The following is a 23,682-nucleotide window of genomic DNA, read 5'->3' as shown; positions in this document are numbered from 1 at the left end:
CCGGTTGCTCGGCCGGGAAATCTCACAGTTCTCTCGCCGTCCCCGGGTGACGCGTCAGGTGACCCGGGACGGCCCGCCCGGCACCCGCTCCCAGGCGTGCCGCTCGGCGATGTCCCGGAGCCGGTCCATGGCGTCCCACACGTCGACGAACCGGGTGTACAGCGGCGCGGGGCCGAGGCGGAGCCGGTCCGGAGTGCGGTAGTCGCCCACCACCCGGCCCTGCTCGGTCAGGGCCCGGGAGATCCGCAACGCCTCCGGGTGGTGCAGCGAGACGTGGCTGCCGCGCCGGCCGGCCTCGCGCGGGGAGGCCACCCGGAAGCCGTGCGGGGTGAGCCACGCGTCGGTCAGCGTCACGATCAGCTCGCCGAGGCGGCGGCCCTTCTCGCGTACCCGGTCGATGCCGGCCTCGGCGAGGACGTCCAGGGCCGGGTCGAGCGGGGCCAGCGCCAGGATCGACGGGGTGCCGACCAGGAACCGGTCCAGGCCGGGGGCCGGGTCGTACCCGGCGCCCATGAGGAACTGGTCGCGCTGGCCGAACCAGCCCTGGATCGGCTGGCGCAGCCGGGACTGCAACTCCCGTCGGACGTAGAGGAAGGCCGGGGCGCCGGGGCCGCCGTTGAGGTACTTGTAGGTGCAGCCGACGGCCAGGTCGGCGCCGCTGGCGTCCAGCTCGATCGGCACCGCCCCGACGGCGTGCGACAGGTCCCACAGCACGACCGTGCCGGCCTCGCGGGCGGCGGCGTTGACGGCCGCCATGTCCAGCAGCGCCCCCGACCGGTACGACACCGCCGACAGCACGACCAGCGCCACGTCCCCGTCGAGGGCGGCGCGCAGCTCGTCGAGCCCGAGCCCTTCGTCGAGGTCGGAGGGCAGCATCCGCAGCGTCAGCCCGCGTGAGCGCGCCAGCCCCTCGATGACGTACCGGTCGGAGGGGAAGTCCTCGGCGTCGACGAGGACCGTGCGGCGGTCCCCGGCGGCGTCCAGTGCGGCGGCGGCCAGCTTGTACAGGTTCACCGAGGTGGAGTCGGAGATCACCACCTCGCCGTCGCGCGCGCCGAGGGCGTGGGCGGCCAGCCGGTCGCCGAGCCGCCGGCCCCACTCGATCCAGTCGGGCCAGGAGCGGACGAGCCGATCGCCCCACCCCTGCCGGACCAGCCGGTCGAGGTGCGCCGGGGTGGCCGCCGGCAGCCGCCCGAGGGAGTTGCCGTCGAGGTAGATCAAATCGTCGTCGGCGATCACGAACCGGTCCCGCAGGTCGGCCAGCGGGTCGGCGGCGTCCAGCTCCTTGGCCAGGTACCGAGGGAAGTCATCTCGCATGTGCCGCTCCCTGCTCTGACGTGCAACGACGGCCAACCTAGCTGATCGGTGGTGTCGAGGCGACGGCCGCGTACGCCGGTCCCACGGTTGACGCACGTGCCAGGGGTGTAGCGAGGTGCCCGGCCGGGCGCACCGCGTCGGCCGGGCACCGGCACCTGCGCCGGCTGCCGGCGCGCGTCAGCGGGGCAGGTAGGTGAGAGTCTTGACCCGTCGGAGGATGAGGGCGGTCTCCGCGTTCTGGACCCCGGTCAGGGCGCCGATCCGGTCGCTGAGGTACGCGTACAGGTCGCCGCTGGTGCGACAGACCATGAAGAGTGCGATGTTGGCCGGGCCGGTGACGGCCCCGGCGAAGCGCACCTCCGGGTGGCCTGCCAGTGCCCGTCCGGTCTGGGCGAGGGCGTGCGGAGCGACGGTCAGCCAGCACATCGCCCCGACGCCCTGCCCGAGGGGTTCGTAGTCGTATTCGACGGCGAAGTACAGCACTCCCGTGGCGCGCAGCCGCTCCAGGCGTCGCCGGGTCACCGCCTCGGACTGACCGGTGGCCTTCTGCAGCTCGGCGAGGGCGGCGCGGCCGTCGCGGTGCAGCGCGGCCAGCAGCGCCTCGTCGACGGGGTCCAGGACGATCGGGGCGGTGGAGGCGGCGCCGGCCGGGGTGCGCAGCGCGGCCTCCTGGTCGGGGTCGAGGGCGTTGATCTTGCGTAACCAGCCGACGGGGCCGCCGTAGAAGGAGTGCAGGATGCAGTGGGCGCTGACCGAGGTGACGCGCGGGGTGCGTTGAAGACGTTCCAGGAGCAGGTCGTCGCGTTCCTGGCGGGTGCGCGGCCTCATCGCGCACAACACCTCGGTGCCGCCGGAGACCAGGTCGACGTACTGGGTGTCGGGGCGCTTGGCGAGCGCGAGCGCAAGTTGCTCGGCCACGTTGGGGGTGCAGCCCAGCCGGACGATCCAACTGTCGCGGCCCAGACGGCTGTCGTCGGTCATGCCGGTCACCCGCAGACGTACCGTGGCGTGCAGCCGCCGGAACCGGCGGGCCACGGTCTGGTCGGACACCCCCAGCACCTCGGCGATCCGGCTGAACGACGCCCGCCCGTCGAGTTCCAGCGCCTGCAGCAGCCTCAGGTCGATCTGATCGAGCGTCTGGGACGCCACAGGCTTCTCCTGCGCGGGGCGGCAACGGGGCACGGCGCGGCGGGCGTTCAGGGCTGGTCGGGCTCATTGTAGGCACGATCGCGGCCTCCCGGATGCGAAGACCGCGCCGGCTGCGGCGTGCTCAGTGCCGGCTGCGGCACCGAGCCAGCGGAGGAGGGGTTGCCCGCCACGGCGGGGGCCGTCGTGGCCGGCCGCCGTCGTCGCAGCAGTACGGCGGCAGCCAGCGCGGCGAGCACCAGCAGGATCGCTGAGACGAACAGACACAGCCGCAGCCCGTCGAGGAACGCCTCGGACATCGCGCCCAGGGCGCGTTCGGTGTCGGCGCCCAGGTCCATCCCGGCGACGGCGCCGATCCCGTTCGCGTCGGCCGTCTCGGTGATCTGCCGCGCCCGCTCACCGGTCAGCCCCGCGTCGGCGAGATGGCCCGGCAGGGCGCCCACCGCCTTCACGGTCAGCAGGGCTCCCATGAGGGCCGGTCCGAGCGCGCCGCCGACCTGCCGGAAGGCGTTGTTGCCCGCAGCCGCCATGCCGGCCCACTGCGGGGGCACCGAGGAGACGGCGATGTTCGTGATGCACGGAAAGGCGAGGCCGAGACCCAGCCCCAGCAGGGCCAGGCGCCAGGCCACCGAGCCGAAGGACGTGTCGGTGCCGACCGTGGTCAGGCAGAACAGCGCGACCGCCGCGACCAGCAGGCCGACCGTGATGAGCACCCGGGCCGGCACGTGCCGCATCACGCGCCCCATCACCAGGCCCAGGAACATGGACACGATGTTGACCAGCACCATCCGGATGGCGGACTCCAGGGTGGTCAACTGCTGTACCAGGCCGAAGTACAGGCTGAGCACGAAGAAGAAGCCGATCAGCCCCAGGAAGCTGATCATGGCCGCCAGCGTGGAAGCGGTGAAGGCCGGGCTGCGGAACAACGCCAGGTTCAGCATCGGCGCCTTGCTGCGCAGTTCCACCCGCACGAAGGCCGCGGCGCTCACCACGGACACGGCCAGGGCCGCGAGCGCCCGCGGATGCGTGAACGACTCGGCCCCACCCTCGATCACCCCGTAGATCAACGAGGTGATCGCGAGCGCGGCGGTGAGCTGTCCGGGCCAGTCGAGCCTGCGCCCGCCGTGCCCCCGGGACTCGTCGAGCAGCCGCGCGGCGAACACCATGGTCAACAGCGCCAGCGGCACCGGCAGCAGGAAGATCCACCGCCAGCCCACGTGATTGAGGATCACCCCGGCGATCAGCGGCGGCACCGCCATGGCCGCCATCATGCAGGTCGTCCACAACCCGATGTACTTGCCGCGCTCCCGGTGATCGGGCACCGCGTGACTGATCAACGCCAACGTCACCGGCAGCAGCGCGGCGGCTCCCGCACCGGCCAGGGCCTGCCCGGCCCAGAGCATCTGGACCGAACGGGCGCACAACGCCACCAGGGCGCCCGCGGCACACAACGCCAGGCCCACCTGGTAGACCTTCTTGCGGCCGTGGACGTCCGAGAACACCCCGGCGGTGAGGATCAGCGCGGCCACCGGCAGCACGAAGGCGTCGGAGACCCACGACAGCTGCGCGGTGGAGGCGCCCAACGCCCGCTGGATCGCCGGCAGGCTCACCGCGACGGTGACCACCGGCAGATAGGCGACGAAGACCCCCGCGCACGCCAGCGCGATCGTGGCCCCCCGCCCGCGAGCCGTCATTCCCCCACTCGACACGTTCAAAGGACGCCCTTTTCTCCAGCACGACACGGCACGACGCGGTTGGTCACCGCACGCCCACGATCCGTCGAATCCACGCCACCGGGCCAGCCAGATCCCGCCACCTCGCGGGAACTCGACATCAGGACCCGGTCGGCCCACGATTTCCGACACGGCCGCCGGGACCCGAGCCGGCTGTGGTGCGGCGGAGGGCTGGCCCACGGCGCCCGCTTCGCCGACGCGTACCGCGACGCCCGCTTCGCCGACGCCTATCGGCAGCCGCCGGGCCGCACAGCCTGCGGGTCTGACCGCCGGGCGGCCCGGGTCAGCCGCGCGGCCAGGCGGCGGGGATGCGTTCCAGCAGGCCGCCGGCGAACACGTCGCGCAGCCCGAGGGGCTTGAGGTGGACGTACCCGATGTGGCAGTCGCAGACCGCGTTGACGCAGGCGCGGGGCCGTAGCGCGGCCCGCCACGACCCGTCGTACAGGTTGCCGATCGGCTCGTCGACGAAGTGGCAGCGGCGCACCGTGCCGTCGCCGCGCACGGAGATCGCCGTCTCCCCGGCGTGGCACGGCCGGTCCAGCGACAGGTGCGGGCGCACGCTGTAGCCGAACAGCGGGTCCAGCGCCGTCCAGGTCGCCTCCTCGTCGGCGTCGTAGCGGCGGCCCTCGGCGGCGTTCACCCACAGGTACACCTCGGGCGGCAGCGCGGCGCGCAGGGCCCGCGCCTCGTCGAGGTGCTCCGGCAGGCCGACTACCCCCACCGAGAACCGGACCCCCAGCTCCGCCAGCCGCGCGCAGCGGGCCAGGAACCGCTCCCGGGTGACCTGCCCCGGGTGGTACGTCGTCCACAGCGCAGCCCGGGTCGGGTCGGCGTCGGCCAGCCAGTCCACCCGGGCGGCCAGGTTGGTCTGGATGACCACCCGGTCGACGTGCGGCAGGTGCGACAGCGACACCAACGCGTCCCGGTACCAGCGGCGGGTCAGCCCCTCGCCCCACGGGGTGAACAGCACCGACAGCCGCACGTCCGTCGTCGCGGCCACCCACCCGGCGAACCGCTCCAGGGCGGCCCGGTCCTCGGCCAGCAGCTCCGGCGGGTCGCGCCGCTTCGCGAACGGGCAGTACGGGCAGTCGTAGTTGCAGCTCGCCAGGGGCCCTCGGTAGAGGATCGCCAGGCCCGCTGCCCCGCCGAGGCCATCAGCGTCGATGCGAGGGCCAGGGAGACACCGCTCGGCCGGGTTCACCGTGGCACGTACCCGGTCATCGCGCTGCGCACCTGCGCGGAGGTCAGCCACGGACCGACCGCGTCGGAGCGGGCCAGCCCCGCCGGGGTGAGCCGCAGCCCGCCGTCGCTGGCCCACCCCCGGTCGGCCAGCCGCCCCAGCTCGGGGAAGTCCTCGCCGGGCGGGCGGCCGAACCGGGCCCGGTACGCGACCGGGTCCACCCCCTCGGCGCGCAGCAGCGACTTGAGCAGCCAGCGGCGGCGCTGCTCGGTGTCGTCGAGGGCGAACCCGAACTCGGCGAACCGGAAGTCGTCGGCCGGCCGGGCCAGGTAGTCGTCGAGCACCACCCGCACCTCGGGCACGCTCACCGCGTAGTCGAACGAGTAGTGCAGGCCCGTGGTGTAGGAGCGGGCGCCGCAGCCCAGCCCCACCATCCCGTCGTCCTGGCAGCAGTAGTCCGGGCCGTCCGGCGTCGGCACGTCGGCCCGGCGGAACTGCCGCATCGACTCCTGCCGGTACCCGGCCGCGCCGAGGGCGTCCACCGCCTGCTCGTACAGGGCGAGCCGCTGGGCGTCCCAGTCGGCCCGGCCGTGCGCCCGCCGGCCCAGCCCGGTCAGTGGCCGCACGTACAGCGGGTACAGGTACAGCTCCTCCGGCCGCCACGCGAGCGCCGCGTCCAGGCTCTGCCGCCAGGTGTCGGCGGTCTGCCCGTCGATGCCGTAGATCAGGTCGATGTTGAGCACCGGGATCCGCGCGTCACGGATCGCGCCGAGGGCGGCCTCCACCTCCGTGCGGCGCTGCGGCCGGCCGGCGGCGCGGGCCTCGACGTCGAGGAAGCTCTGCACCCCGATGCTCACCCTGGTGGTGTCGTGCGCCGCGAGCACCGCGAGCCGGTCCGGCGTCGCGGTGGCCGGCGAGGTCTCCACCGACAGCGGTACGCCGGGCAGCCGCGCCCCGAGCGTGGACGTGGCGATGTCGAACAGCTCGGTCAGCTCGTCGGCGGTCAGGTAGGTCGGCGTGCCGCCGCCGAGCGCCACCCGGGCGTACCCGGTGTCGCCGCCGAGCGCGTCGGCCACCCGCTGGGCCTGCCGGCGTAGCTGCCCCAGGTAGGCGGTGACCTGGTCGGCGGGGGCGTTGGCGCGGGTGAACAGGTTGCAGAACCCGCAGCGCATCTCGCAGAACGGCAGGTGGACGTAGAGGAAGAGCGCGTCGCGTGCCTCGGCCCGCCACACGTCGGCCAGCAGGGGGCGGGGCCGCAGCGCCCGGTACGAGGTCTTGTGCGGGTACGCGTACAGGTACTGCTGGTACGGCGAGCCGTCGAGGCCCGTGTCGATGCTGGTCACCATTCTCCCGGTCGCAGGGTGAAGTGGGCGTACGGGACCGTCCACACCACGTCGTGGCCGATCCGGTGGCCGGTGTGGCCGTCCTCCCCGTACGCCGTGCCGTGGTCGGAGCAGATGATCGTGAACACCGGCCGGCCCCGCCCGGTGAGCAGGGCGAACAGCCGGCCGATGCGGCTGTCGACGTACTCCAGGGCGGCGGCGTGGCTGGCCGGGTCGTCGTGCGCGGCACCGGGGACGTAGTGCCGGTTGGGCTGGTGCAGCGCCGCGACGTTGAGGAACGTGAACAGCGGCTGGGCAGCCGGGACCCGGGGCAGCACCTCGGCCAGCCGGTCGAGCTGGGCGTCCAGGCAGGTGGGGGAGGTGACCCCGAACTCCGGCTCCCAGTGCGCCTCGGCGAACAGGCCGGGCAGCACCGACCCGAGCGGGCTGCGCCGGTTGAAGAACCCCACCCCGCCCAGGCAGAGCGTGTGGTAGCCCGCCCCGGCGAGGGCGGTCGGCAGGTCCGGCGCGTCGAACACCCAGGTGTCGGAGCCCGCCGTCTCGCTGCCCGGGAACGCCGCCGCGTACAGCCGCTCGTGCCGGCCGTGGCTGACCGGGGTGGGCAGGAAGCCGGCGAAGAACGCGTGGTGCGCGGCGTAGGTGAAGCTGGCGGGGGAGTGCCGGCGCTCCCACCGGCCGCCCGGCAGCGCCCGGGCGAGCTGCGGGGTGCGCCCGGCGTCGGCCAGCCCGTCGGCCACGTCCCAGCGCAGCGTGTCCAGGGTGACCAGGCAGATGTCGTGGCCGCCGATCAGGTTCCGCACGCGATGACCTCCCGCCCTGCCGGGTCCGGCTGCCTTGCCGGCCGCCCGGCTCGCGCCCCGGCCGCCCGCCAGCGGTCCCACCGGCCGCTGGTCAGGGCGTGCACCTGCTCGGCGTAGGTGTCCCGGCCGTCGACCAGCACCCCGGGCAGCAGGTCCCCGAACGCGTTGACCTCCGCCACCGCGTGCCGCCGCCAGCCGAGCAGGAACATCAGGTCGACGCCGACGTGCAGGCTGCGCGGGAAGCACGCCGCCGCCCGCTCGCAGGTCTCCATCGCCGCCGCCCACGCCGCCGGCCCGGCGGCGTCCCGCAGCTCGGCCAGGTCGCCGCGCGCGTTGCCCAGGTGCAGGTTCGTCATCGGCCCCCGCGCGGCGCGGACCACCGCGTGGGTGGGGCGGCCGGCGACCACCACCACCCGCAGGTCGACGACCCGGTCACCGAGCCCCGCCTTGGGCAGCCACCGCTCCACGTGCAGCCCCTCCGGGGCGAGCCGGTCGACGAGCCGGGCGACGCCTGCCTCGTCGTCGTAGTGGCGCACCTTCAGCGAGTTGAACAGCCCGTCCGGGGCCACCTCGATCGGGGTGACCGCCCGGACCCGGCCGGGACCGACCGCGAGGGCGATCACCCCGGCGGCCGACGAGCCGTGCGCGGGCTTGACGAACACCCGCGACCAGCCCGCCTCCGCCATCGCCGCGCGCAGCCCCGCGTACCCGTCGACCGGGGGCAGCGCGCCCGGCACCGCGACCCCGGCGGCGGCCAGCAGCGCGTGGCAGCGGCGCTTGTCGCACAGCGCGGCCACGTCGGCCGGGTCGTTGAGCAGCTCCGCGCCGCCGGCCGCGACCCGGGCCAGCCCGTCGACCAGGCCGGCGTACGTGTCGGCGAGGCCGATCAGCTCGCCGTGCCGGGCCGGGCCGACCGCCCGACGCAGCAGCCGGTCCACCTCCGGGTCCTCGCCGGGGGAGTCGACGCGCACCAGGGCGCCCGCGGGCGGCGGTGCCGCGCCGGTGAGCACGTCGACCCAGGGCAGCACCGTCGGCCGGGGCAGGCCGGCGGCCAGCACCGCCCGGTTGAACAGGCCCACCCGGCGGTTGTCGGGGTTGCCGACGACGGTCAGCCGCATGTCACTCCGACACCGCCGTGTACCGGTACGTCTCGTCGTCGTACTCTTCCTCCTCCTGCGGGTCGGAGAGGTCCACCCACACGCCCGGGAGGGCCGCCTTCACCGCCGCGACGGTGTCCTCGGAGACGTAGTGGTGGCTCAGGTCCAGCTTGGCGAGGTGGGTCAGCGGCTGCCCGCCGGCCAGGGCGAGCGCGCCCCGGTCGCCGAGGGCGCCCAGCGACAGGGCCAGCGCCTCCAGCCGCTGCACCACCGGCGCTGCGGCGAGGGCCTCGGCGATGTCGTCGGCGATCTCGGAGTTGCACAGCCCGAGCCGGCGCAGCGCGGGGAACCGCTCCCCGGCCAGCAGCGGGGCCAGGTCCGCCATGGTGGTGTCGCCGCCGTACTCGTCGACCCCCAGCCACAGCTCCAGCTCTTCCAGGGCGGGCAGTTCGGAGTCGAGCACGGCCCGGACGAACTCGGCGGGCAGGCCGCCGCTCTGCACCTCCAGCCGGCGCAGCCGTTCGTGGCGCACCGGCGAGAACCGGAAGTCCTCCCCGCCGCGCACCCGCAGCACCTCCAGGCCGGGGTAGGCGGTCAGCAGCGGGCTGACGTCGCCGACCTTCATCCAGGAGATCTCGCACTCCTCGGCGACGATGTCGCCGAGGAACAGGGCCCTCAGGTTGGGCAGGCGCGGCGCGGCCTCGCAGAGCTGGGCGATCGGCGCGACGTTGAACGCCGCGTACCCCCAGGAGCCGATCACCAGGGCCTCCACCGACTCGCCGGCCCGGTCGACGAGTCGCTCGAAGGCGTCGCGGAACCCGGGGGAGAGCGTGTTCTCGGTGCTCTTGCCATCCCAGTCGTGCGCGGCGATCCGCCAGGCCGTGGGGCCGTCGGCGGCGGGCAGCGGGCCGTCGGCGGGGACCTCGACGACGGTGCGGCCGGCGAAGGAGCCGGCGTGGGATCCGACGGTCATGGCCTGCTCACTCTCCGACCGCGGTGAAGCGGTACTCGCGGTCGTTGTAGACCTCGGCGGTCTGCGGGTCCGACAGGTCGACCTCGACGCCCGGCAGGGCGGCGACGACCCGCTCCCGCGCGGACCCGGAGAGGAAGCTGTGGTGCAGGTCGAGGCGGCGCAGGTGGGTCAGCGGCTGCCCGGCCAGCAGCGCCTCCGCGCCGACGTCGGTGAGGACCCCCTTCGACAGGTCGAGCACCTCGAGCTGGCGGACCACCGGCGCGGCGGCGACCGCCTCCGCGATCCGGTCGGCGAACTCGGCGTTGCACACCGCGAGGTGGCGCAGCGCCGGCAGCCGGGTGCCGGCCAGCACGTCGGCCAACTCGGCCCGGGTCGTGTCGCCGCCGTAGTCCTGCCGGCCGAGCCACAGCTCGAGCCGCTCCAGCGCGGGCAGGTCGCAGCCGCCGACCGCGGCGGCCACCGACCCGGGCAGCCCGCCGGTCTGGAACACCAGCTCCCGCAGCCCGGTGTGCCGCACCGGGTCGAGGCGCAGCTCGTTGCCCCCGCGCACCCAGAGCACCTCCAGCGACGGGTACGCCTCCAGCAGGGGGGTGATGTCGCCGTGTGTGAGCCAGGAGATCTCGCACTGCTCGCTGACCAGGTCGGCGAGGAAGACCGCCCGCAGGGAGGTCCACTTCTGCGCCGCCTCGACCAGCAGGTCGACCGGCGGCGCCTGCTCGTACGCCGAGCCCCACTCGCCGATCACCAGGGCCCGGACCGCGTCGGCGGGCACCTCGTCGCGCAGGGCCGCCACCAAGGCGGCGAACTCCTCCGGGTCGGCCTCGAAGTCCTCCACCTCCAGCCGCCAGGCGACCGCCGACGGGTCGTCGGGCAGGGTCATCCCCGGGGTGAAGGGCAGCACGGGTAGCCCCGTGAACGACGACAGATGGGAGCGGATCACGCCAACCTCCGATTCGACTGGTGCAGCGGCGGCGCGACCGTAACAGTCCGTACCGACATTGAGGTCACCGGCGGTGGCGCGGCTGCCTCCCGGGTCCGCACCCCGACGGCGTGCGGGGACCCGTCTAGGATTCACCGCAGCAAACGTCGCGCGTGTCACCGTCACCGCACCGGGTTTCCGGCGGGAGCGCGGACGCGGTCCGGACGATCCGAAGAGGCTGTGATGGAGAACCTCCTGCTGTTGGGGGCTGCCGCGGCAGCCGGGCCGCTGGCCGTGGGCGGCAAGGCGTTCGCCCTCTCCCGGCTGCTGCGGCAAGAGGTCCGAGTGCCACCCGGGTTCTGCGTCACGGCCGACGGCATGGACCGGCTCGACTCGGACGCGATGTCGGAGGCGCTCGTCGAGGCCCTCGGCCGGTTGGGTGCGCAACGGGTGGCGGTGCGGTCCTCGGCGATCGGGGAGGACGCGCCGCAACACTCGTACGCGGGGGTGTTCCGGTCCGTGCTCGACGTTCCGAGTGACCCGGACAGCGTGCGGAGGGCGTTGCGCGAGGTGCGGGCCTCCCTGAGCGGGGCGAGTGCCGAGACCTATCGGCAGGCGATGGGCATCACGGCTGCCGGGATGGCGGCGCTGGTCCAACCGATGATGGACCGGTCGTGCGCCGGCGTCATGTTCACCCGCGACCCGCTCTCCGGGGCCCGGCAGTTGGTGGTGGAGGTTTCCCCCGACGCGGCGGGATCCGCGTCGGTGGCGTACGTCGTCCTGGAGCCCTCCGGCGAACCGGCGAACCCCGACGAGGTGGCCGCCCTGCCCGCCGCGCTGCCGCCCCTGTTCGGGGAGCTGGCGCGCGCCGCCCGATCCTGCGAGGCGGTGCTGGGCGAGGGGCTGGACATCGAGTGGACCTCCGGCGACGGCATGGTCTGGGTCCTTCAGGCGAGGGCGATCTCCGCACTCGGCTGAGCGGTCCCCGGCCCCGTTCAGTCGCTCAGCAGGCGGATGAAGACCGACGAGAACAACAGCGCCAGCAGCGCCGCGGCGAGGAAGAAGTAGACCAGGGACAGGGCGTTCATGACCCCGTACGCGGTGTACCGCTGCGGATCCGGGGTGACCGTCGACAACAGCGTGTAGTGCAGGATCTGGCCGTAGCGCACGTCCGGCCGGCCGAGGTCGACGACCTGGGGCGTGGGTGCCGGTTCGCCCCCGGCCGGTGCCGTGGTGGCGGTGGCCGGCCAGGTGGGGGCCGTGTAGAGCACCCCGTCCGACTGCGACGTCGCCGCGATCACCGTGGTCGCGATCGTGAAGGTGAGCCAGAGCAGCAGGATGTTGCGGATGATCCGGGTCGGTCGGACCCCGTACCCGCTCACCACCTCGGCGAGGAACGCGCCTGCGGTCTTCGCGGCGGTCTTCACCATGCTCTCCCGGAACCTGCCCAGGGTGAGCGGGCTGAGCCGGTAGTACGACCGGGTCAGCCAGTACCGCTCCTGGTAGAGGCAGTGCAGGGCTGCCTCGCCGTTCTGGTTCTCCCGGTACAGGCGCTTGAGTCTGTTGTAGACCTGGGACTTCTGGAGCGCCGCCTCCTGCGGCTCCAACTCGCTGAACGTGTACCGGTAGTTGCCCACCTGGTAGTCCCGCTGGCACAGCTCCCCGGTCGGGCCGATCTGTTGGCCGAAGGCGACGGCCCGGACGTAGTCCGGGCGGGTCTCGCTGATCGTCACCGAGCGTCGCCGCTCCTCGATCGAGAAGTCGAGGAGCTGGGCGTAGGTGACGTTGGCGGAGGCGTTGAGCAGCCAGCCGTAGGTGTAGCTCTGGGAGAAGTTGGCTCGGGTCAGGTTCGCGTCGTCCAGCTCGGCGGCGTACAGCACCGAACGGGAGAGGTTGCAGCGGTAGAGATCGGCGCCGGAGAAGTCGGCGTGGCTGAGGTCGCTGTTCGAGAAGTCGCAGTCCTTGAGGACGGCGCCGGAGAAGTCCGCGCCCACCAGGCAGCGGTTCGAGAAGTCCAGGCCGACGAGCGTCTTGCCCGTGAACTGATCAGGCGACCAGGTTCCGGTGTAGGGGTGCGTCGTCACTATGTTGTGTCCCCCGCTTGAGCGGTGTGCTGCATCGGGAATCGTCTACGGTAGTCCGACTGATTGACGGTGCGTCGGGGTGAGAGGAGGCGGTACAACAGAAGAAAGCAGTAGGGCGTGGACGAGGAAAAGCCCTGTGTCGCTTTCTTGACAGAGATCTCGAAAACCAGTGGCGCGGCCCCGGTGGAGCCGAATCCCGGCACCACGAAGTTGGAGGAGCCGAGCAGTTCCAGCCCCAATCTGGCATACCGGGAGCGGGTGTGCAGCGAGGCGGCCAGCCCTCCGCCGAGGCGAAATCGCTCCCTGGTGACCCCCAGGTAGAAGGCGTCGGGTTCGAGCCGGAGGCCAGCCGGGTCGAGCCGCCGGGACCGCACGGCGTCCGGCGCGGTCAGGTCGATGTCGTCCTCGACGCGGTGCAGCTCAGCAATGTGCATCCCCAGCCGGTGCTCGTCGAGGAAGACGGGTTCCGTGCCGCCCGGAGTCGACACCTCCAGGTCCCCGGATTTCCTCAACCGGCCGATGTCGTCCCGACTGCACAGATGCATCGCCACTCCTCGACAGAGACTCCGCTCCAGAGCACGATATTAAAATACTTCGATCAGTGCAGCACTCGGACGAGGCCCGCGTCGGCGTCGATCTGCACGCGGGCGCCGTCCGGGATGATCTCGGTGGCGTTGACGGTGCCGACGACGCACGGAATGCCGAGTTCCCGGCACACGATGGAGGCGTGGCTGAGCACGCCGCCCCGGTCGGCGACCAGCCCGCCGGCCCTCGCCAGCAGCGGCACCATGTCGGGCGTGGGCTCCACGCAGACCAGCACGTCGCCCTGGTCGAGCGGCGTCGACTCGTCCACGTCGTGCATGACGACGCGGGCCGGCGCGGTGACGCTGCCCCGGCTCGCCGTTCTGCCCCGCAGGTCGGCGTCTCCATCGCGATCGCCCTTCATCAGGTGCACGAACGCGCCGGGGATCTGCTCGCCGAGACTGATGTTGTAGTCGATGAACCGGATGTCGGCGTTCGGCGTGACGATGGCCTCGTAGTAGCCGCAGAGGTTGCGTTCCCGCGCGAACGAGCAGCCCAGGCTCTCCCGGAGCCGTTCCCGGACCACGGGATCGGGCACCTCGGTGAACGCGACCGCTGCCGCAGCCATCCGCTGCCACTGCGGATCCGGCGAGTCCAACTGCCAGCCCTGGAAGTCGTGCACGTAGCTGACCGACGGGGCCGTCGCCGGCCCACCCTGGGTCAGCTGCCGCAGGCTTCCCCGCACCATCTCACCGATGATGCCGTCGGTGTTGACCACGAAGATGGTGGCCCACTGGTTCGGCAGGTGCTGGCTGAACTCGATCTCGTACGTGTCGAGGTCGAGTCCCTGCCGCATCAGCCACGCCACGAGCGGGTCCAGGGGAAGGTTCCGGTTGCGGAGCACCTGACCGCCGTCGTGTGACGGAAATGCGCGCACGGCGTACCGGCCATCCGCGGACCGCACGAAGGCGGTGAACCGATCGGAGTTGCTCGCCACCTCACGTCCGGTGAAGGTGGTCGTCCCGATGATGGGCAGGCCGATGGTGTCGGCCAGGAACTTCAGGCGCGATGAGCGGGTGGAGTCCTCCGCGAGGATCGGGCTGCGGTCACCGGAGCGGACCGCCCGCAACCAGTCCGCCAGCGCCGAGTGCTGCCGGAAGTAGTCCTTGGTCCTGTCGGCGGTCACAGCTCTCTCCTGTCGGTTGTCCTCGATGCGACCGTGCTGCCCGCAGGGCCGGCGTTGAGCAGTTCCTTGTCGAAGATGCAGCCGACGGTACGGCCCACGGACTCGGCGGACCGGGGCAACGACGCGTTCACGAACCGGCTCGCCGGGCAGTGCCGCACCCCGGGGACCGGCGACCCGTAGCGGGCGTCGAAACGGGCGTTGCGCACCAGGGCGCGGCCGCTCCACCGGAAGGCGTTGCCATGGGGAAGCCCCAGGTACATGCTGCACGAGTAGACCCGCAGGTCAGGAAAGAGCATCAGCATCGACTCCTGCTCCGCGGCACAGACGAGCGGGCGACCGGCCGGCTGGAAGGTGCCCTCGAACCGGACCGGGGGCAGCCCCGGCGTGGCGGCGATCTCGTCCCGCAACCGCAGCCACTCCGGCACGCCCACCAGCATTTCCGCGGACGCGAAACCGCGATCGGTCACGTAGTGCACGTTGACGTGGTCGACGCCGAGCCCGCCGAGGAGGCGAAGCGTCGCGACCGCCTGGTCGAGGTTGTGTCGGCCGACCGAGAGGATCGCGGAGACGGGGCGTCCCTGCTCCCGGGCGGCCGCGACGCACCGCAACGCGGACCGCAGCGAGCCGGGTCGGCGGATCGCGTCGTGGCGGTCGGGCGACGCCGCGTCGACGCTGACGGCGATGCCGAAATCCGTCGTGTCGTGCCGACCCATCATGCGCAGCAGCGCGGGCCCGCCGTTGGACACGACACGGACCTGGAATCCGATCTCCCGGCCGGCCCGGATGGCGAGGTCGATGTCCGGATAGAGCGTCGGTTCACCGCCGAGCAACGAGATCTCACGGGTGCTCCAGTCCGACCACGCCGTGCGGAGAAAGCCGATCAGCGCGTCGCGCGGTAGATCCGTTTCCCGATCGAGCGCGGACCCCACGAAACAGTGCCGACATCGCATGTTGCACCGGTAGGTCACGTAGATGTCCGCAGTGGGCACGTGCACCCGGTCAGCCTACAGATCGCCAACTCTGCGTCATATCCTCGCCACGACAATGTCGGATGCGGGCACCCCGAGGCGGGGTGTCAGGCCGGTGAGGCCACGGGCGGGGCCGCCCGGTCGACCGGCGACGCGTCCACCCCGTCGGCGGGCCGGGGCGCGTCCGGTCGGGACCGCACCGTCGGGTACTCGGCGGTCTCGCCGCCCCCGGCCGCGGCGGCCATCACCGCGGCGGCGGCCAGGTCGGCCACCCGCTTCGCCTCCCGCTGCACCCGGGCCCGGACGTCCTTGGCGTGCTGCTCGACCGAGTCCGCCGAACGGCGGGCCTCCTCCAGCCGGCTCGTCTCGGCCGCCAGCTCCTGCCGCAGCTCACCCAGGTGCTGCTGCAACTGGTGGACCTGGTGCTCGGTCGCGCCCCCCTCCTGGCGGACGCGGGCGAGCTGCTGCTGGGCGCCGTCCAGCTCGGCGTGCAGCTGGGTCAGCGCCTGCCGCTGGCTGCCGACCTCCTGCTGCACGGCGGTGAGCTGCTCCTGGTGCAGGGTCGCCTGCTCGTCGGCGCGCTTGCGCACCTCCGTCGAGTACTGCTGCGCCTCGGCGATCAGCGTGGCGATCTTCTCCTCGGCGGCGGTGAGCTGACCCGCCACCTCCCGTTCGGCCGCCGCCCGGTGCTCGGCCAGCTCCTGCTCGGCCGCCGCCCGCCGCTCGTTGATCTCCCGCTCCACGTTGACCCGCCACTGGGTCAGCTCCTGCTGACTCTGCGCGCGTGCCGCCTGGACCTCCTGCTGGATCTGCGTACGGGCAGCCTTGGTCAGCGCCTCGGCCGCGGCGCGGGCCTGCTCCACCTGCTGGGCGGTCAGCTCGTTGATCCGCTTCGCCTCCTGCTGGGCGTGCTCGTGGGCGGCCTCACCGTCCACCCGCAACTGCTCCACCAGCTCCTGGATGTCCGCGAGCTGCGCCTCGGCCGCCGAGCGTCGCTCCTCGTACGCCTTCTCCTGTTCGGCCCGCCGCGCCGACAGCTCCGCCTCCAGGTCGTGCAGCGCCTGGGCGGCGTGTTCCCGGGTCTCGGTCAGGATCCGCTCCGCCTCGCCCTGCAACTCGCCGGCCCGCTGGGTGGCGGCCTCCGCGATGAGCCCGGACTGCTTCTCGGCGAGGGCGAGGATCTGGTCGACGACCGGCCCCAGGTCCCGGAACGACGCCCGGTCCACCTGCGCCGGGCGCTGGCGCAGCTCGGACACCTCCGCCTGGAGCTGCTGGAACTGGAGGGTGAGGTTGCGCAACTGGTGCTGCGCCCGGTCCCGCTCGGACGACAGCGACGCGGCGGCGCCGTCGACCTGCGCAACGTACCGGTCGACCTGCCGCTTGTCGTAGCCGCGCAGCGCCTGCTCGAAGTTCGGCCGTTGGGCCGCGTCCCCCCGCGTCGCGAAAGAATCACCAGCAGTGGACATGCGTCGACCTCCGTACTCCCGGGACGCTGCGGGCGGACCACCCCTCCGCCGAACGCGATGCCGCGCAACGTTACCGCCGCTGGCCGTACCCGGTCACCCCGCCCCGCCCGCCGTCCGGCCCGTCTGCCGTCCGGGCCGGTCGCCGTCCGCCGCCGGGCCTCCGGCGAGCCGGTCGGCGGCTTCCCGGTCGACTTCGGCGGCCCGCTGGCGCAGGTGTTCGGGAGTCAGCTCGCCGAACTCCGCCAGCCGGGCTGCGAGGTCGTCCGCCGTGCGCGTCGCCTGGCCCAGCGCTGCGCGCAGCCGCCCGTTCTCGTGGGCGTGGTCCTGCACCGTATGGTCGAGTTCGACCAGCCGGTGCTCGGCCTCGGCGTGCCGGGTGGCGAGCTGGGCGAGCCGCCGGGTGAGCGCCTGGACCCGCCGCCGGTCGGGCGGCGGGTCCGACCCCGGCTGTTCCGCCGTCGGTCCCGGGGGCGATGCCCGATCCACAGGGGAGCCTTCCGTTCGGCTGTGTGTCGACGACCCGCACGACGGTCGTGGCTGCGCCGGGCGGGGCGACCGGGCGGCGGGCCTCGACAGTAGACGCGATCCCCGCGACCGGGTGCCACCCGTGCTGTCCGATCGGCGACATCGGGCCGACCGTCAGTCCGCCCCGTGGTCGGCCGGGGTCGTGTCCGTCCGGTCGAGGCGGGCGAGCAGGGCGGTGACCTCCGTGTGCAGCCGGCGCAGCTCCGCCGCCGTCGGCGCCAGCTCGTAGCAGTGGTGGTGGGTCGCCGCCGACAGCGCCGCCCACGCGTACGCGACGCGGCGTGCCACCGGCCGGCCCGGCCCGAGCCGGCCGCCCAGCATGAGGTGCTTGGCCCGGCCCTGCTGGCACTCCGCCACCGCCGGACGCACCCGCCGCCAGTAGCCGTCGACGCCGCCCTCCAGCGCCAGCCGGATCAGGCACGCGCACGCCCGCGGCCACCAGCCGGCGTCCACCGCCTGCGCGCCGAGTGGGCCCGCCCCGCGCAGCAGTTGGTCGGCTGCCGCCAGGCAGCGCTGGGGGGTCGGCGCGGTCACCCTGCTGCGGAGCATCGTCGGGGCGCTCACGACAGCACCCCCGCGAGGGCGCGGGCGTCCGCGACGAGGCCGGGCAGGTCCGCCAGGTAGGCCCCGTGCACGCCCTCCCGGCACGCCCGGTACGCGTCGACCGCCCGGTGGCCCCGCCGGCCCAGCCAGCCGAGCACCTCACCGCCGCGCTCGGCGTCGTCGAAGACGGCCAGCGCCACGGTCGTGGTCAGCCGGCGGGACGCGGCGACGGCCGCCTCGATCTCGTCGTGCGGCACCCCGCGCGCCACCCTGGTCCGCCACACCCGCTGGTGGCAGGCAGCCTCCACCGCCGAGCGGCACAGCTCCGCCACGACCGGCCCGCGCACCTCTGCCGGCACCTCGTCGCTGCGCGACAGCGCGTACGCGTCGTCGAGGTAGCGGGACACCGGGTCGGAGCCGGGCCGCAGCGTCACCACCGACTGCTCCGCCCGGTGCACCTCCACGATCCGGGCCCGGCCCAGGTCCAGCCGGCGCACCGCGTCGGGGAGCCGGGTGTCGTGGGTGAACACCACCACCTGCCGGTGTTCGGCCAGCTCCGCAAGCACCCGGGCCAGGCCGTCCACCTTGGACGGGTCCATGCTCTGCACCGGGTCGTCGACGATGACGAACCGGAACGGACTTTCCTCGGCGCAGCTGCGCGGCAGGAACGTGGCCAGCCCCAGGGCGTGCATCTCGCCCTGGCTCATCACCCCCAGCGCGGTGCCGTTGTCGGAGCCGTCCACGCTGACCGGGAACACCACCCGCCGCCGGGTGTTGGTCCCGGCGAGGGCCATCGTCCCCAGTTCGACGTTGCTCTCCTGACGCAGCTGCTCCCAGATCCGCTGGGAGTGCGCGGCGAACGGTGCGACCCGCTCGTCGCGGATCGCCGCGCCGGCCTCCTTCAGCCATCCGCGCGCGGCCTTCAACCGGGCCAGGGTGGCCTCCCGGGCCGGCAGGCCCTCCACGGCGGCCAGCCAGCTCCGCAGCTCGGTCACCGCCGCGCGCCACCCGGTGTCGCGTCCCCGCAGGAACTCCTCGGCGTGCGTCCGCGCCACGTCCGCCGCCGCCAGCACCTGCGGGTACCGCGCGGCGAGGTGGTCGGCCAGCTCCGCGGGATCAGCGGGTACGCGCCGCAGCGCCACCGTCGCCTCGCCCAGCGCCTGCACCGCCTCGCCCACGGTCCCCGTCGCCTCGCCCAGCGCCCCGGCCTCGCCCGCCGCCCAGGCCGCCGCGAGCGGCACGTCGTCCCCGGGGACCATCAGGTCGTCCACGAGGTGGTGCGCCCGCTGCAGCAGTGCGGTCAGCCGGGTCGCCGCCGACTGTGCGGCGACACTGCGGCGCCGCAGCTCGGTCAGCGACGCCGTGGCGGTGGCCCGCCACCCGCCGTCCAGGGTGCCGGTGGCGCAGACCGGGCAGGGGCCCTCGCCCCGGTCCTCGTGCTCCTCCAGCGCGAGCCGGAGCAGTTCCGCGCCGCGCAGCGCCGCCCGGGACCGGTCACCGTCGTGCCGCACCGCCTCCTCCGCCGCCCGGCGCAGCTCGCTGGCCAGCCGGGCCACCTCGTCGGCCGGGGGCAGGGTGAGGGCGGCGAGGGACCGGCAGGCCCGCACGGTCTCGTCCCCGCCCGTCTCGTCCGGCTCGTCGATGATCGCGGTCAGCGTGGTGGCGTCGACCGGTCCCCGGCCGCGCAGCAGCGCACCGGCCCGCCGGGCCCGGTCGTCGTCGATTCCGGCGAGCACGTCGGTGAGGGCGGCGCGGCGGGCGCGCACCTCCTTGTTGTCGGCGTCGATGGGCCGCGTGGCGCGCAGCAGTCGCTGGTCGGCCTCGGTGAGCGCGTCGAGGCCGAGGATGGCGAAGAGCGCGTCGAACAGCTGGCTCTGGGTGCCGGCGGCGAGCCGGCCCAGCTCGGCGGCGGTGAGGAACGGCCGGTACAGCTCCAGCGGCCGGGCCAGGCCCAGCTCGGCGAGGCCGGCGTGCCGCCCCTGGGCGCTGGTGACGGTGACCCGGGCGTCGTCCAGCTCGGCCCCGGCCGGCCAGGCCCGCGTCACCCGGGTCGGCGTGGCCTCCCCGTCGACCCGCAGCTCCACGCCGATCCGGCACGGGTCCGGGGTGTGCAGGTTGCGCCAGCCCGTCCGCCAGACGCTGGTGCGCTCGGCCCAGCGGGCGCTGTCCCCGGTGAGGGCCAGCTCGACGGCCTCGGCGAAGCTGGACTTCCCGGAGCCGTTGCGCCCGACGACCAGCGTGATTCCCGGCCCGGGGCCGATCTCGACGGTCCGCTCCGCGCCGACGCCCCGGAACCCGGCGACGGTCACCGACGTGAGCCAGATCCGGTCCGGCGGGCCGTCGGGTTCGTGGGAGCGGGGGTCGAGCCGGGTGGGGTGGCCCGCGAGGGCGGAGGCCAGGTCGCCGTCGCCGCCGAACGCGGCGAGGACCAGCTCGGCGGTGTCGGTCGGCACGTCGTCGTCGGCCAGCCGGTCGAAGATCAGGTCGAGCACGGGCGCGGTGCTGGGCTGCGAGGTCCGGTTCATGGCGTCTCCAAGCGCGTGGCGTCTGCGGGCCGGCGGCTCGCCGGCCCGCCCGACGGGCGGTGGATGTGGGGTGTGGACGATGTGGAGCTGGTGTCGCGGACGGGCCGGTGGCCGGGACCGCCGTCCTTTGACCCGGCGGCGGTGACGGTCAATAGAAGCACCGCTTGTGAACCGTGTCAACAAGCATGACGGTTGACGCGTCTGCCACACTGCGAGGATGCAGGAGACAGTGACGGTCACGGCGGCGGACATCGCCCGGCTCGCCGGGGTGGGCCGCGCCGCCGTCAGCAACTGGCGCAAGCGGCACGCCGACTTCCCCGCCCCCGTGGGCGGGAGCGCGGCCAGCCCCGAGTTCGACCTGACCCAGGTGGAGCAGTGGCTGCGCGGGCAGGGCAAGCTCGGCGAGCTCTCCACCGCCGACCGGATCTGGCGACACCTCGCCGCGACCGGCAACTCACCCGCCGCCGGCCTCGCCGCAGTCGGCGCCCACCTGCTGGGCCGCCGGCGGGGCGAGCGCCCCCACCGCCGACCGGTCGACACGCCCCCGCTGCCCGACCTCGACCCGCACCTCGCGCCCCTGCTGCCCGACCTCGACGCCCTCGCCGCCGACCGGGGCCCGCAGGGCGCGTTCGACGAGCTGTGGCAGCGGTTCGCCGCCCACAGCGCAGGCCGCCCCGCTGCCACCCCGGACGACCTGGCCGACCTCATGGTCGGGCTCGCCGACGTCGGCGGCACCGTCCTCGACCCGGCCGCCGGCACCGGCGCCCTCCTCCGCGCCGCCGTCCGCGCCGGCTGCACCGCCGCGTACGGGCAGGAGCTCGTCCCCGACTTCGCCACGCTCGCCGGCCTCTGGCTCGCCCTGCACGACGCCCCCGGCCAGGTCCGCCCCGGCGACTCGCTGCGCGCCGACGCCTTCGCCGACGACCCGGTCGACGCCGTCGTCTGCCACCCGCCGTTCGGCGTCAGCAACTGGGGCGACGAGGAACTCGGCCACGACCCCCGGTGGATCGTCGGCAGCACCCCCCGAGGCGAGCCCGAACTTGCCTGGGCGCAGCACGCCCTCGCCCACCTGCGGGTCGGCGGGCACGCCGTCCTGCTGATGCCACCCACCGTCGCCGGCCGCCGCTCCGGCCGCCGGATCCGCGCCGAACTGCTGCGCCGGGGCCATCTGCGCGCCGTCGTCGCGCTCCCGGTCGGGGTCGGCGCGGCGCACGGCGTACCGCTGCACCTGTGGGTGCTGCGGCGGGCCGCTGCCGACGCGCCCCCACCGGCGCGGGCGCTGCTCGTCGACGCCGCCGGGAGCGACCCGGCCGCGCTGTCCGCGCGGGTCCTCGCCGCCTGGCGGGCCTTCACCGCCGCCGGCGACGCCGAGATGGAGCAGGCCGGCTTCGCCCGCGCGGTCCCGGTCATCGAGCTGCTCGACGAGGACGTCGACCTCACCCCCGCCCGCCGCCAACCCGCCGTCGGGGGCGAGGCGACAGGCGAGCGTCTGGTACGCGCCAGAGAGCGGCTGGCCGCCCTCGTCGGCGAGCTGCCGGCGCTGATGACCCAGGTCGTCACCGCGCCCGGCGGCCCGCCGCAGCCCACCCTCACCGTCGGCGAGCTGGCCCGCACCGGCGCGCTCCACCTGATCGGGCCGATCAAGGCCACCGGCCCGGACGGCCACGGCGCCCCGGCCGACGGGCCGCCCGTGCTCACCGTCGAGGACGTGCTGAACGGCGACGACGCCTCCGGCCGGGACGACGGCAGGCTCGGCCAGGAGATACCGCTCGCCGTCGGCGACGTGGTGGTGCCGATGATCGCCCGGCAGCTCACCCCCCGGGTCGTCACCGCCGAGGGGGCGCTGCTCGGCCGCAACCTCTACCTGCTGCGCCCCAACCCGGCCGCCCTCGACCCGTGGTTCCTCGCCGGGCAGCTGCGCACCTCCGCCAACGAGCGGCAGGCGTCCAGCCTGTCCGGAACGCTGCGCGTCGACATCCGGCGGGCGCAGGTGCGGCGGCTGCCGCCCGACGAGCAGCGGGCGCTGGGGGAGGCGTTCCGGCGGCTCGCCGCCTTCGAGTCGGCAATCCGACAGGCTGCGGCGCTGGGGGCGGAGCTGGTGCAGCTCACCGCCGATGGCCTGGCGAGCGGTGGCCTGCGTCCGGACGGTGACCCGCAGGAGCAGCGCAGGGCACCGAGGCGCCGGTAGCCCCCTGGTCGGACAGCGTTGTACGGTCATGCGTCCGTCTGACGTGGACCGACATGACGGCCACGGTTCGGGTGGGTGTCATCGTGAAGGAGACGAATGACGCTGGGCACAATCGGCGGCTATGAACTGGTCAGACTGCTCGGTTCGGGAGGCATGGGCGACGTCTACTTCGCGGTGTCGCCGACGGCGGACCGGGTGGCGCTCAAGGTGATCAGGCAACACCTGATCGAGGGGCCGACCGTGCGGGAGCGGTTCGCCGCCGAGGTCGAGAGCCTCAAGCTGGTCTTCGGCTCCCGGGTCGCCCGGCTGGAGGACGCCGACCCCTTCGCCGACCCGGCCTGGCTCGCCGTCGAGTACGTCGCCGGTGCCACCCTGCGGCAGCACGTCGACGCGCGGGGGCCGCTGCCGCTTCCCCTGGCCGCCATGGCCGGCGCGATGCTGGCCGACGGCCTGGCCAAGGTGCACCAGGCCGGGCTGCTGCACCGCGACCTCAAGCCGCAGAACATCATCCTCGGGCCGGACGGCCCGAAGCTCATCGACTTCGGCCTGGCGTTGCTCATCGACCGCAGCGACTACCTGACCGAGCCCGGCGTGCTGGTCGGCACGCCCGCCTACATGTCACCCGAGCAGGTCCGGGGCGAGCGGCAGCTGACTGCGGCGCTGGACATCTACGGCCTGGCCGCGACCCTGGTCTTCGCCCTCACCGGGCACGGGCTCTATCCGCCGACCAACTCGTGGAACCTGCTGCTGCGGATCAGCGAGCCGGGGGACCTGCCCGACCTGTCCGACGTGCCGGCCGAGCTGGTGCAGCTACTGGGGGCGATGCTCGCCTTCGACCCCACGGCCCGGCCCCGGCTCGACGCCGTCCACGCCCGACTGCTCGCGGTGGCCACCGCCAGCAGCGGCCGGACCGCCCACGACCTGCGGCAGGAGGTCGCCGCCCTCACCTACGACGGCGGCCTGGAGCTGCGGGTCCCGCCGGGCCTGGACGACCCCCGCCGCGACCCGGAGGACGCCGCGCCCGTCGCGGAGGACAGCACCCCGCAGCTGGAGACGGCGGCCCCCACGAAGGCCGACCCCGAGCGGCCCGCCCCGCCCCCCGCCGACGTGCGGTGGCTGGTCGACAGGATGCGCCGCCAGTACGCCCGCCGCTCGACCCTGTAGGAA

20 protein-coding genes are annotated in these 23,682 nt (G+C 74.1%); 3 read left to right on the top strand and 17 right to left on the bottom strand.

Going from position 1 to position 23,682, the window contains the following annotated elements:
- Positions 1 to 54 precede the first annotated feature (54 nt).
- From kynU to GVV04_RS01095, 9 genes are all read right to left on the bottom strand, one after another.
- Positions 55 to 1,317, bottom strand: a complete 1,263-nt coding sequence (kynU, locus tag GVV04_RS01135; protein WP_161683854.1) for a kynureninase — start codon at positions 1,315 to 1,317, stop codon at positions 55 to 57.
- 177 nt (positions 1,318 to 1,494) lie between these two features.
- Entirely contained in the window at positions 1,495 to 2,466 is a 972-nt protein-coding gene (locus GVV04_RS01130; RefSeq protein ID WP_161683853.1) for an Lrp/AsnC family transcriptional regulator, read from the bottom strand.
- A 47-nt stretch (positions 2,467 to 2,513) separates the two neighbouring features.
- A complete protein-coding gene (locus tag GVV04_RS01125; protein WP_161683852.1) occupies positions 2,514 to 4,157 on the bottom strand; it encodes an MFS transporter in 1,644 nt (547 codons plus the stop codon).
- 322 nt (positions 4,158 to 4,479) lie between these two features.
- Entirely contained in the window at positions 4,480 to 5,397 is a 918-nt protein-coding gene (locus GVV04_RS01120; RefSeq protein ID WP_328822144.1) for an STM4011 family radical SAM protein, read from the bottom strand.
- Complete coding sequence (locus GVV04_RS01115) at positions 5,394 to 6,719, bottom strand: STM4012 family radical SAM protein (protein WP_328822143.1); 1,326 nt, start codon at positions 6,717 to 6,719, stop codon at positions 5,394 to 5,396. Before GVV04_RS01115 ends, GVV04_RS01120 begins: the two co-directional genes overlap by 4 nt.
- Positions 6,716 to 7,519 carry an STM4013/SEN3800 family hydrolase gene (locus GVV04_RS01110; RefSeq protein WP_161683850.1) on the bottom strand — a complete coding sequence of 268 codons (804 nt, stop codon included), beginning with the start codon at positions 7,517 to 7,519 and terminating at the stop codon, positions 6,716 to 6,718. The genes GVV04_RS01115 and GVV04_RS01110 overlap by 4 nt, the downstream gene beginning before the upstream one ends.
- Complete coding sequence (locus GVV04_RS01105; protein ID WP_201752777.1) at positions 7,507 to 8,637, bottom strand: STM4014 family protein; 1,131 nt, start codon at positions 8,635 to 8,637, stop codon at positions 7,507 to 7,509. Before GVV04_RS01105 ends, GVV04_RS01110 begins: the two co-directional genes overlap by 13 nt.
- A gap of 1 nt (position 8,638) precedes the next feature.
- Positions 8,639 to 9,589 (bottom strand): STM4015 family protein, encoded by a 951-nt coding sequence (locus tag GVV04_RS01100; protein WP_161683849.1) that lies wholly within the window; start codon positions 9,587 to 9,589, stop codon positions 8,639 to 8,641.
- A 7-nt stretch (positions 9,590 to 9,596) separates the two neighbouring features.
- Positions 9,597 to 10,529, bottom strand: coding sequence for an STM4015 family protein (locus GVV04_RS01095; protein WP_161683848.1), 933 nt, complete (start codon positions 10,527 to 10,529; stop codon positions 9,597 to 9,599).
- 222 nt (positions 10,530 to 10,751) lie between these two features.
- Between GVV04_RS01095 and GVV04_RS01090 the strand changes: the two genes are divergently transcribed.
- Complete coding sequence (locus GVV04_RS01090; protein ID WP_161683847.1) at positions 10,752 to 11,486, top strand: PEP/pyruvate-binding domain-containing protein; 735 nt, start codon at positions 10,752 to 10,754, stop codon at positions 11,484 to 11,486.
- Between the two features lie 17 nt (positions 11,487 to 11,503).
- Here the strand turns inward: GVV04_RS01090 and GVV04_RS01085 are convergent, their stop codons facing one another.
- The 8 genes from GVV04_RS01085 to GVV04_RS33790 all read right to left on the bottom strand — a co-directional run bounded on the left by GVV04_RS01085 (position 11,504) and on the right by GVV04_RS33790 (position 20,327).
- Positions 11,504 to 12,592 carry a pentapeptide repeat-containing protein gene (locus tag GVV04_RS01085; protein ID WP_161683846.1) on the bottom strand — a complete coding sequence of 363 codons (1,089 nt, stop codon included), beginning with the start codon at positions 12,590 to 12,592 and terminating at the stop codon, positions 11,504 to 11,506.
- A complete protein-coding gene (locus GVV04_RS01080) occupies positions 12,592 to 13,137 on the bottom strand; it encodes a dCTP deaminase domain-containing protein (protein WP_161683845.1) in 546 nt (181 codons plus the stop codon). The genes GVV04_RS01085 and GVV04_RS01080 overlap by 1 nt, the downstream gene beginning before the upstream one ends.
- A gap of 53 nt (positions 13,138 to 13,190) precedes the next feature.
- The gene (locus GVV04_RS34210; protein ID WP_161683844.1) at positions 13,191 to 14,300 is read right to left on the bottom strand and encodes a PEP-utilizing enzyme; all 1,110 of its coding nucleotides are present in this window, start codon (positions 14,298 to 14,300) and stop codon (positions 13,191 to 13,193) included.
- Complete coding sequence (locus GVV04_RS01070) at positions 14,297 to 15,295, bottom strand: radical SAM protein (RefSeq protein WP_161683843.1); 999 nt, start codon at positions 15,293 to 15,295, stop codon at positions 14,297 to 14,299. Before GVV04_RS01070 ends, GVV04_RS34210 begins: the two co-directional genes overlap by 4 nt.
- Positions 15,296 to 15,375: 80 nt before the next feature.
- Positions 15,376 to 16,734, bottom strand: a complete 1,359-nt coding sequence (locus tag GVV04_RS01065) for a coiled-coil domain-containing protein (protein ID WP_161683842.1) — start codon at positions 16,732 to 16,734, stop codon at positions 15,376 to 15,378.
- A 93-nt stretch (positions 16,735 to 16,827) separates the two neighbouring features.
- Entirely contained in the window at positions 16,828 to 17,220 is a 393-nt protein-coding gene (locus GVV04_RS01060) for a DUF1974 domain-containing protein (protein WP_161683841.1), read from the bottom strand.
- A 153-nt stretch (positions 17,221 to 17,373) separates the two neighbouring features.
- On the bottom strand, positions 17,374 to 17,823 hold the full coding sequence (locus tag GVV04_RS01055; RefSeq protein ID WP_161683840.1) for a hypothetical protein: 450 nt from the start codon (positions 17,821 to 17,823) through the stop codon (positions 17,374 to 17,376).
- Positions 17,820 to 20,327 (bottom strand): AAA family ATPase, encoded by a 2,508-nt coding sequence (locus tag GVV04_RS33790; RefSeq protein WP_161683839.1) that lies wholly within the window; start codon positions 20,325 to 20,327, stop codon positions 17,820 to 17,822. The genes GVV04_RS01055 and GVV04_RS33790 overlap by 4 nt, the downstream gene beginning before the upstream one ends.
- Positions 20,328 to 20,544: 217 nt before the next feature.
- Between GVV04_RS33790 and GVV04_RS01045 the strand changes: the two genes are divergently transcribed.
- A complete protein-coding gene (locus GVV04_RS01045) occupies positions 20,545 to 22,515 on the top strand; it encodes an N-6 DNA methylase (protein WP_161683838.1) in 1,971 nt (656 codons plus the stop codon).
- Positions 22,516 to 22,611: 96 nt separating this feature from the next.
- On the top strand, positions 22,612 to 23,679 hold the full coding sequence (locus GVV04_RS01040) for a serine/threonine-protein kinase (RefSeq protein ID WP_161683837.1): 1,068 nt from the start codon (positions 22,612 to 22,614) through the stop codon (positions 23,677 to 23,679).
- The last annotated feature ends 3 nt before the right edge of the window (positions 23,680 to 23,682 follow it).

It is taken from the genome of Micromonospora rubida, assembly GCF_009908295.1.
GTDB lineage: Bacteria > Actinomycetota > Actinomycetes > Mycobacteriales > Micromonosporaceae > Micromonospora > Micromonospora rubida.
The sequence above is the reverse complement of the archived record's forward strand: the minus strand, read 5'-3'. Positions and strand labels throughout refer to the sequence as shown.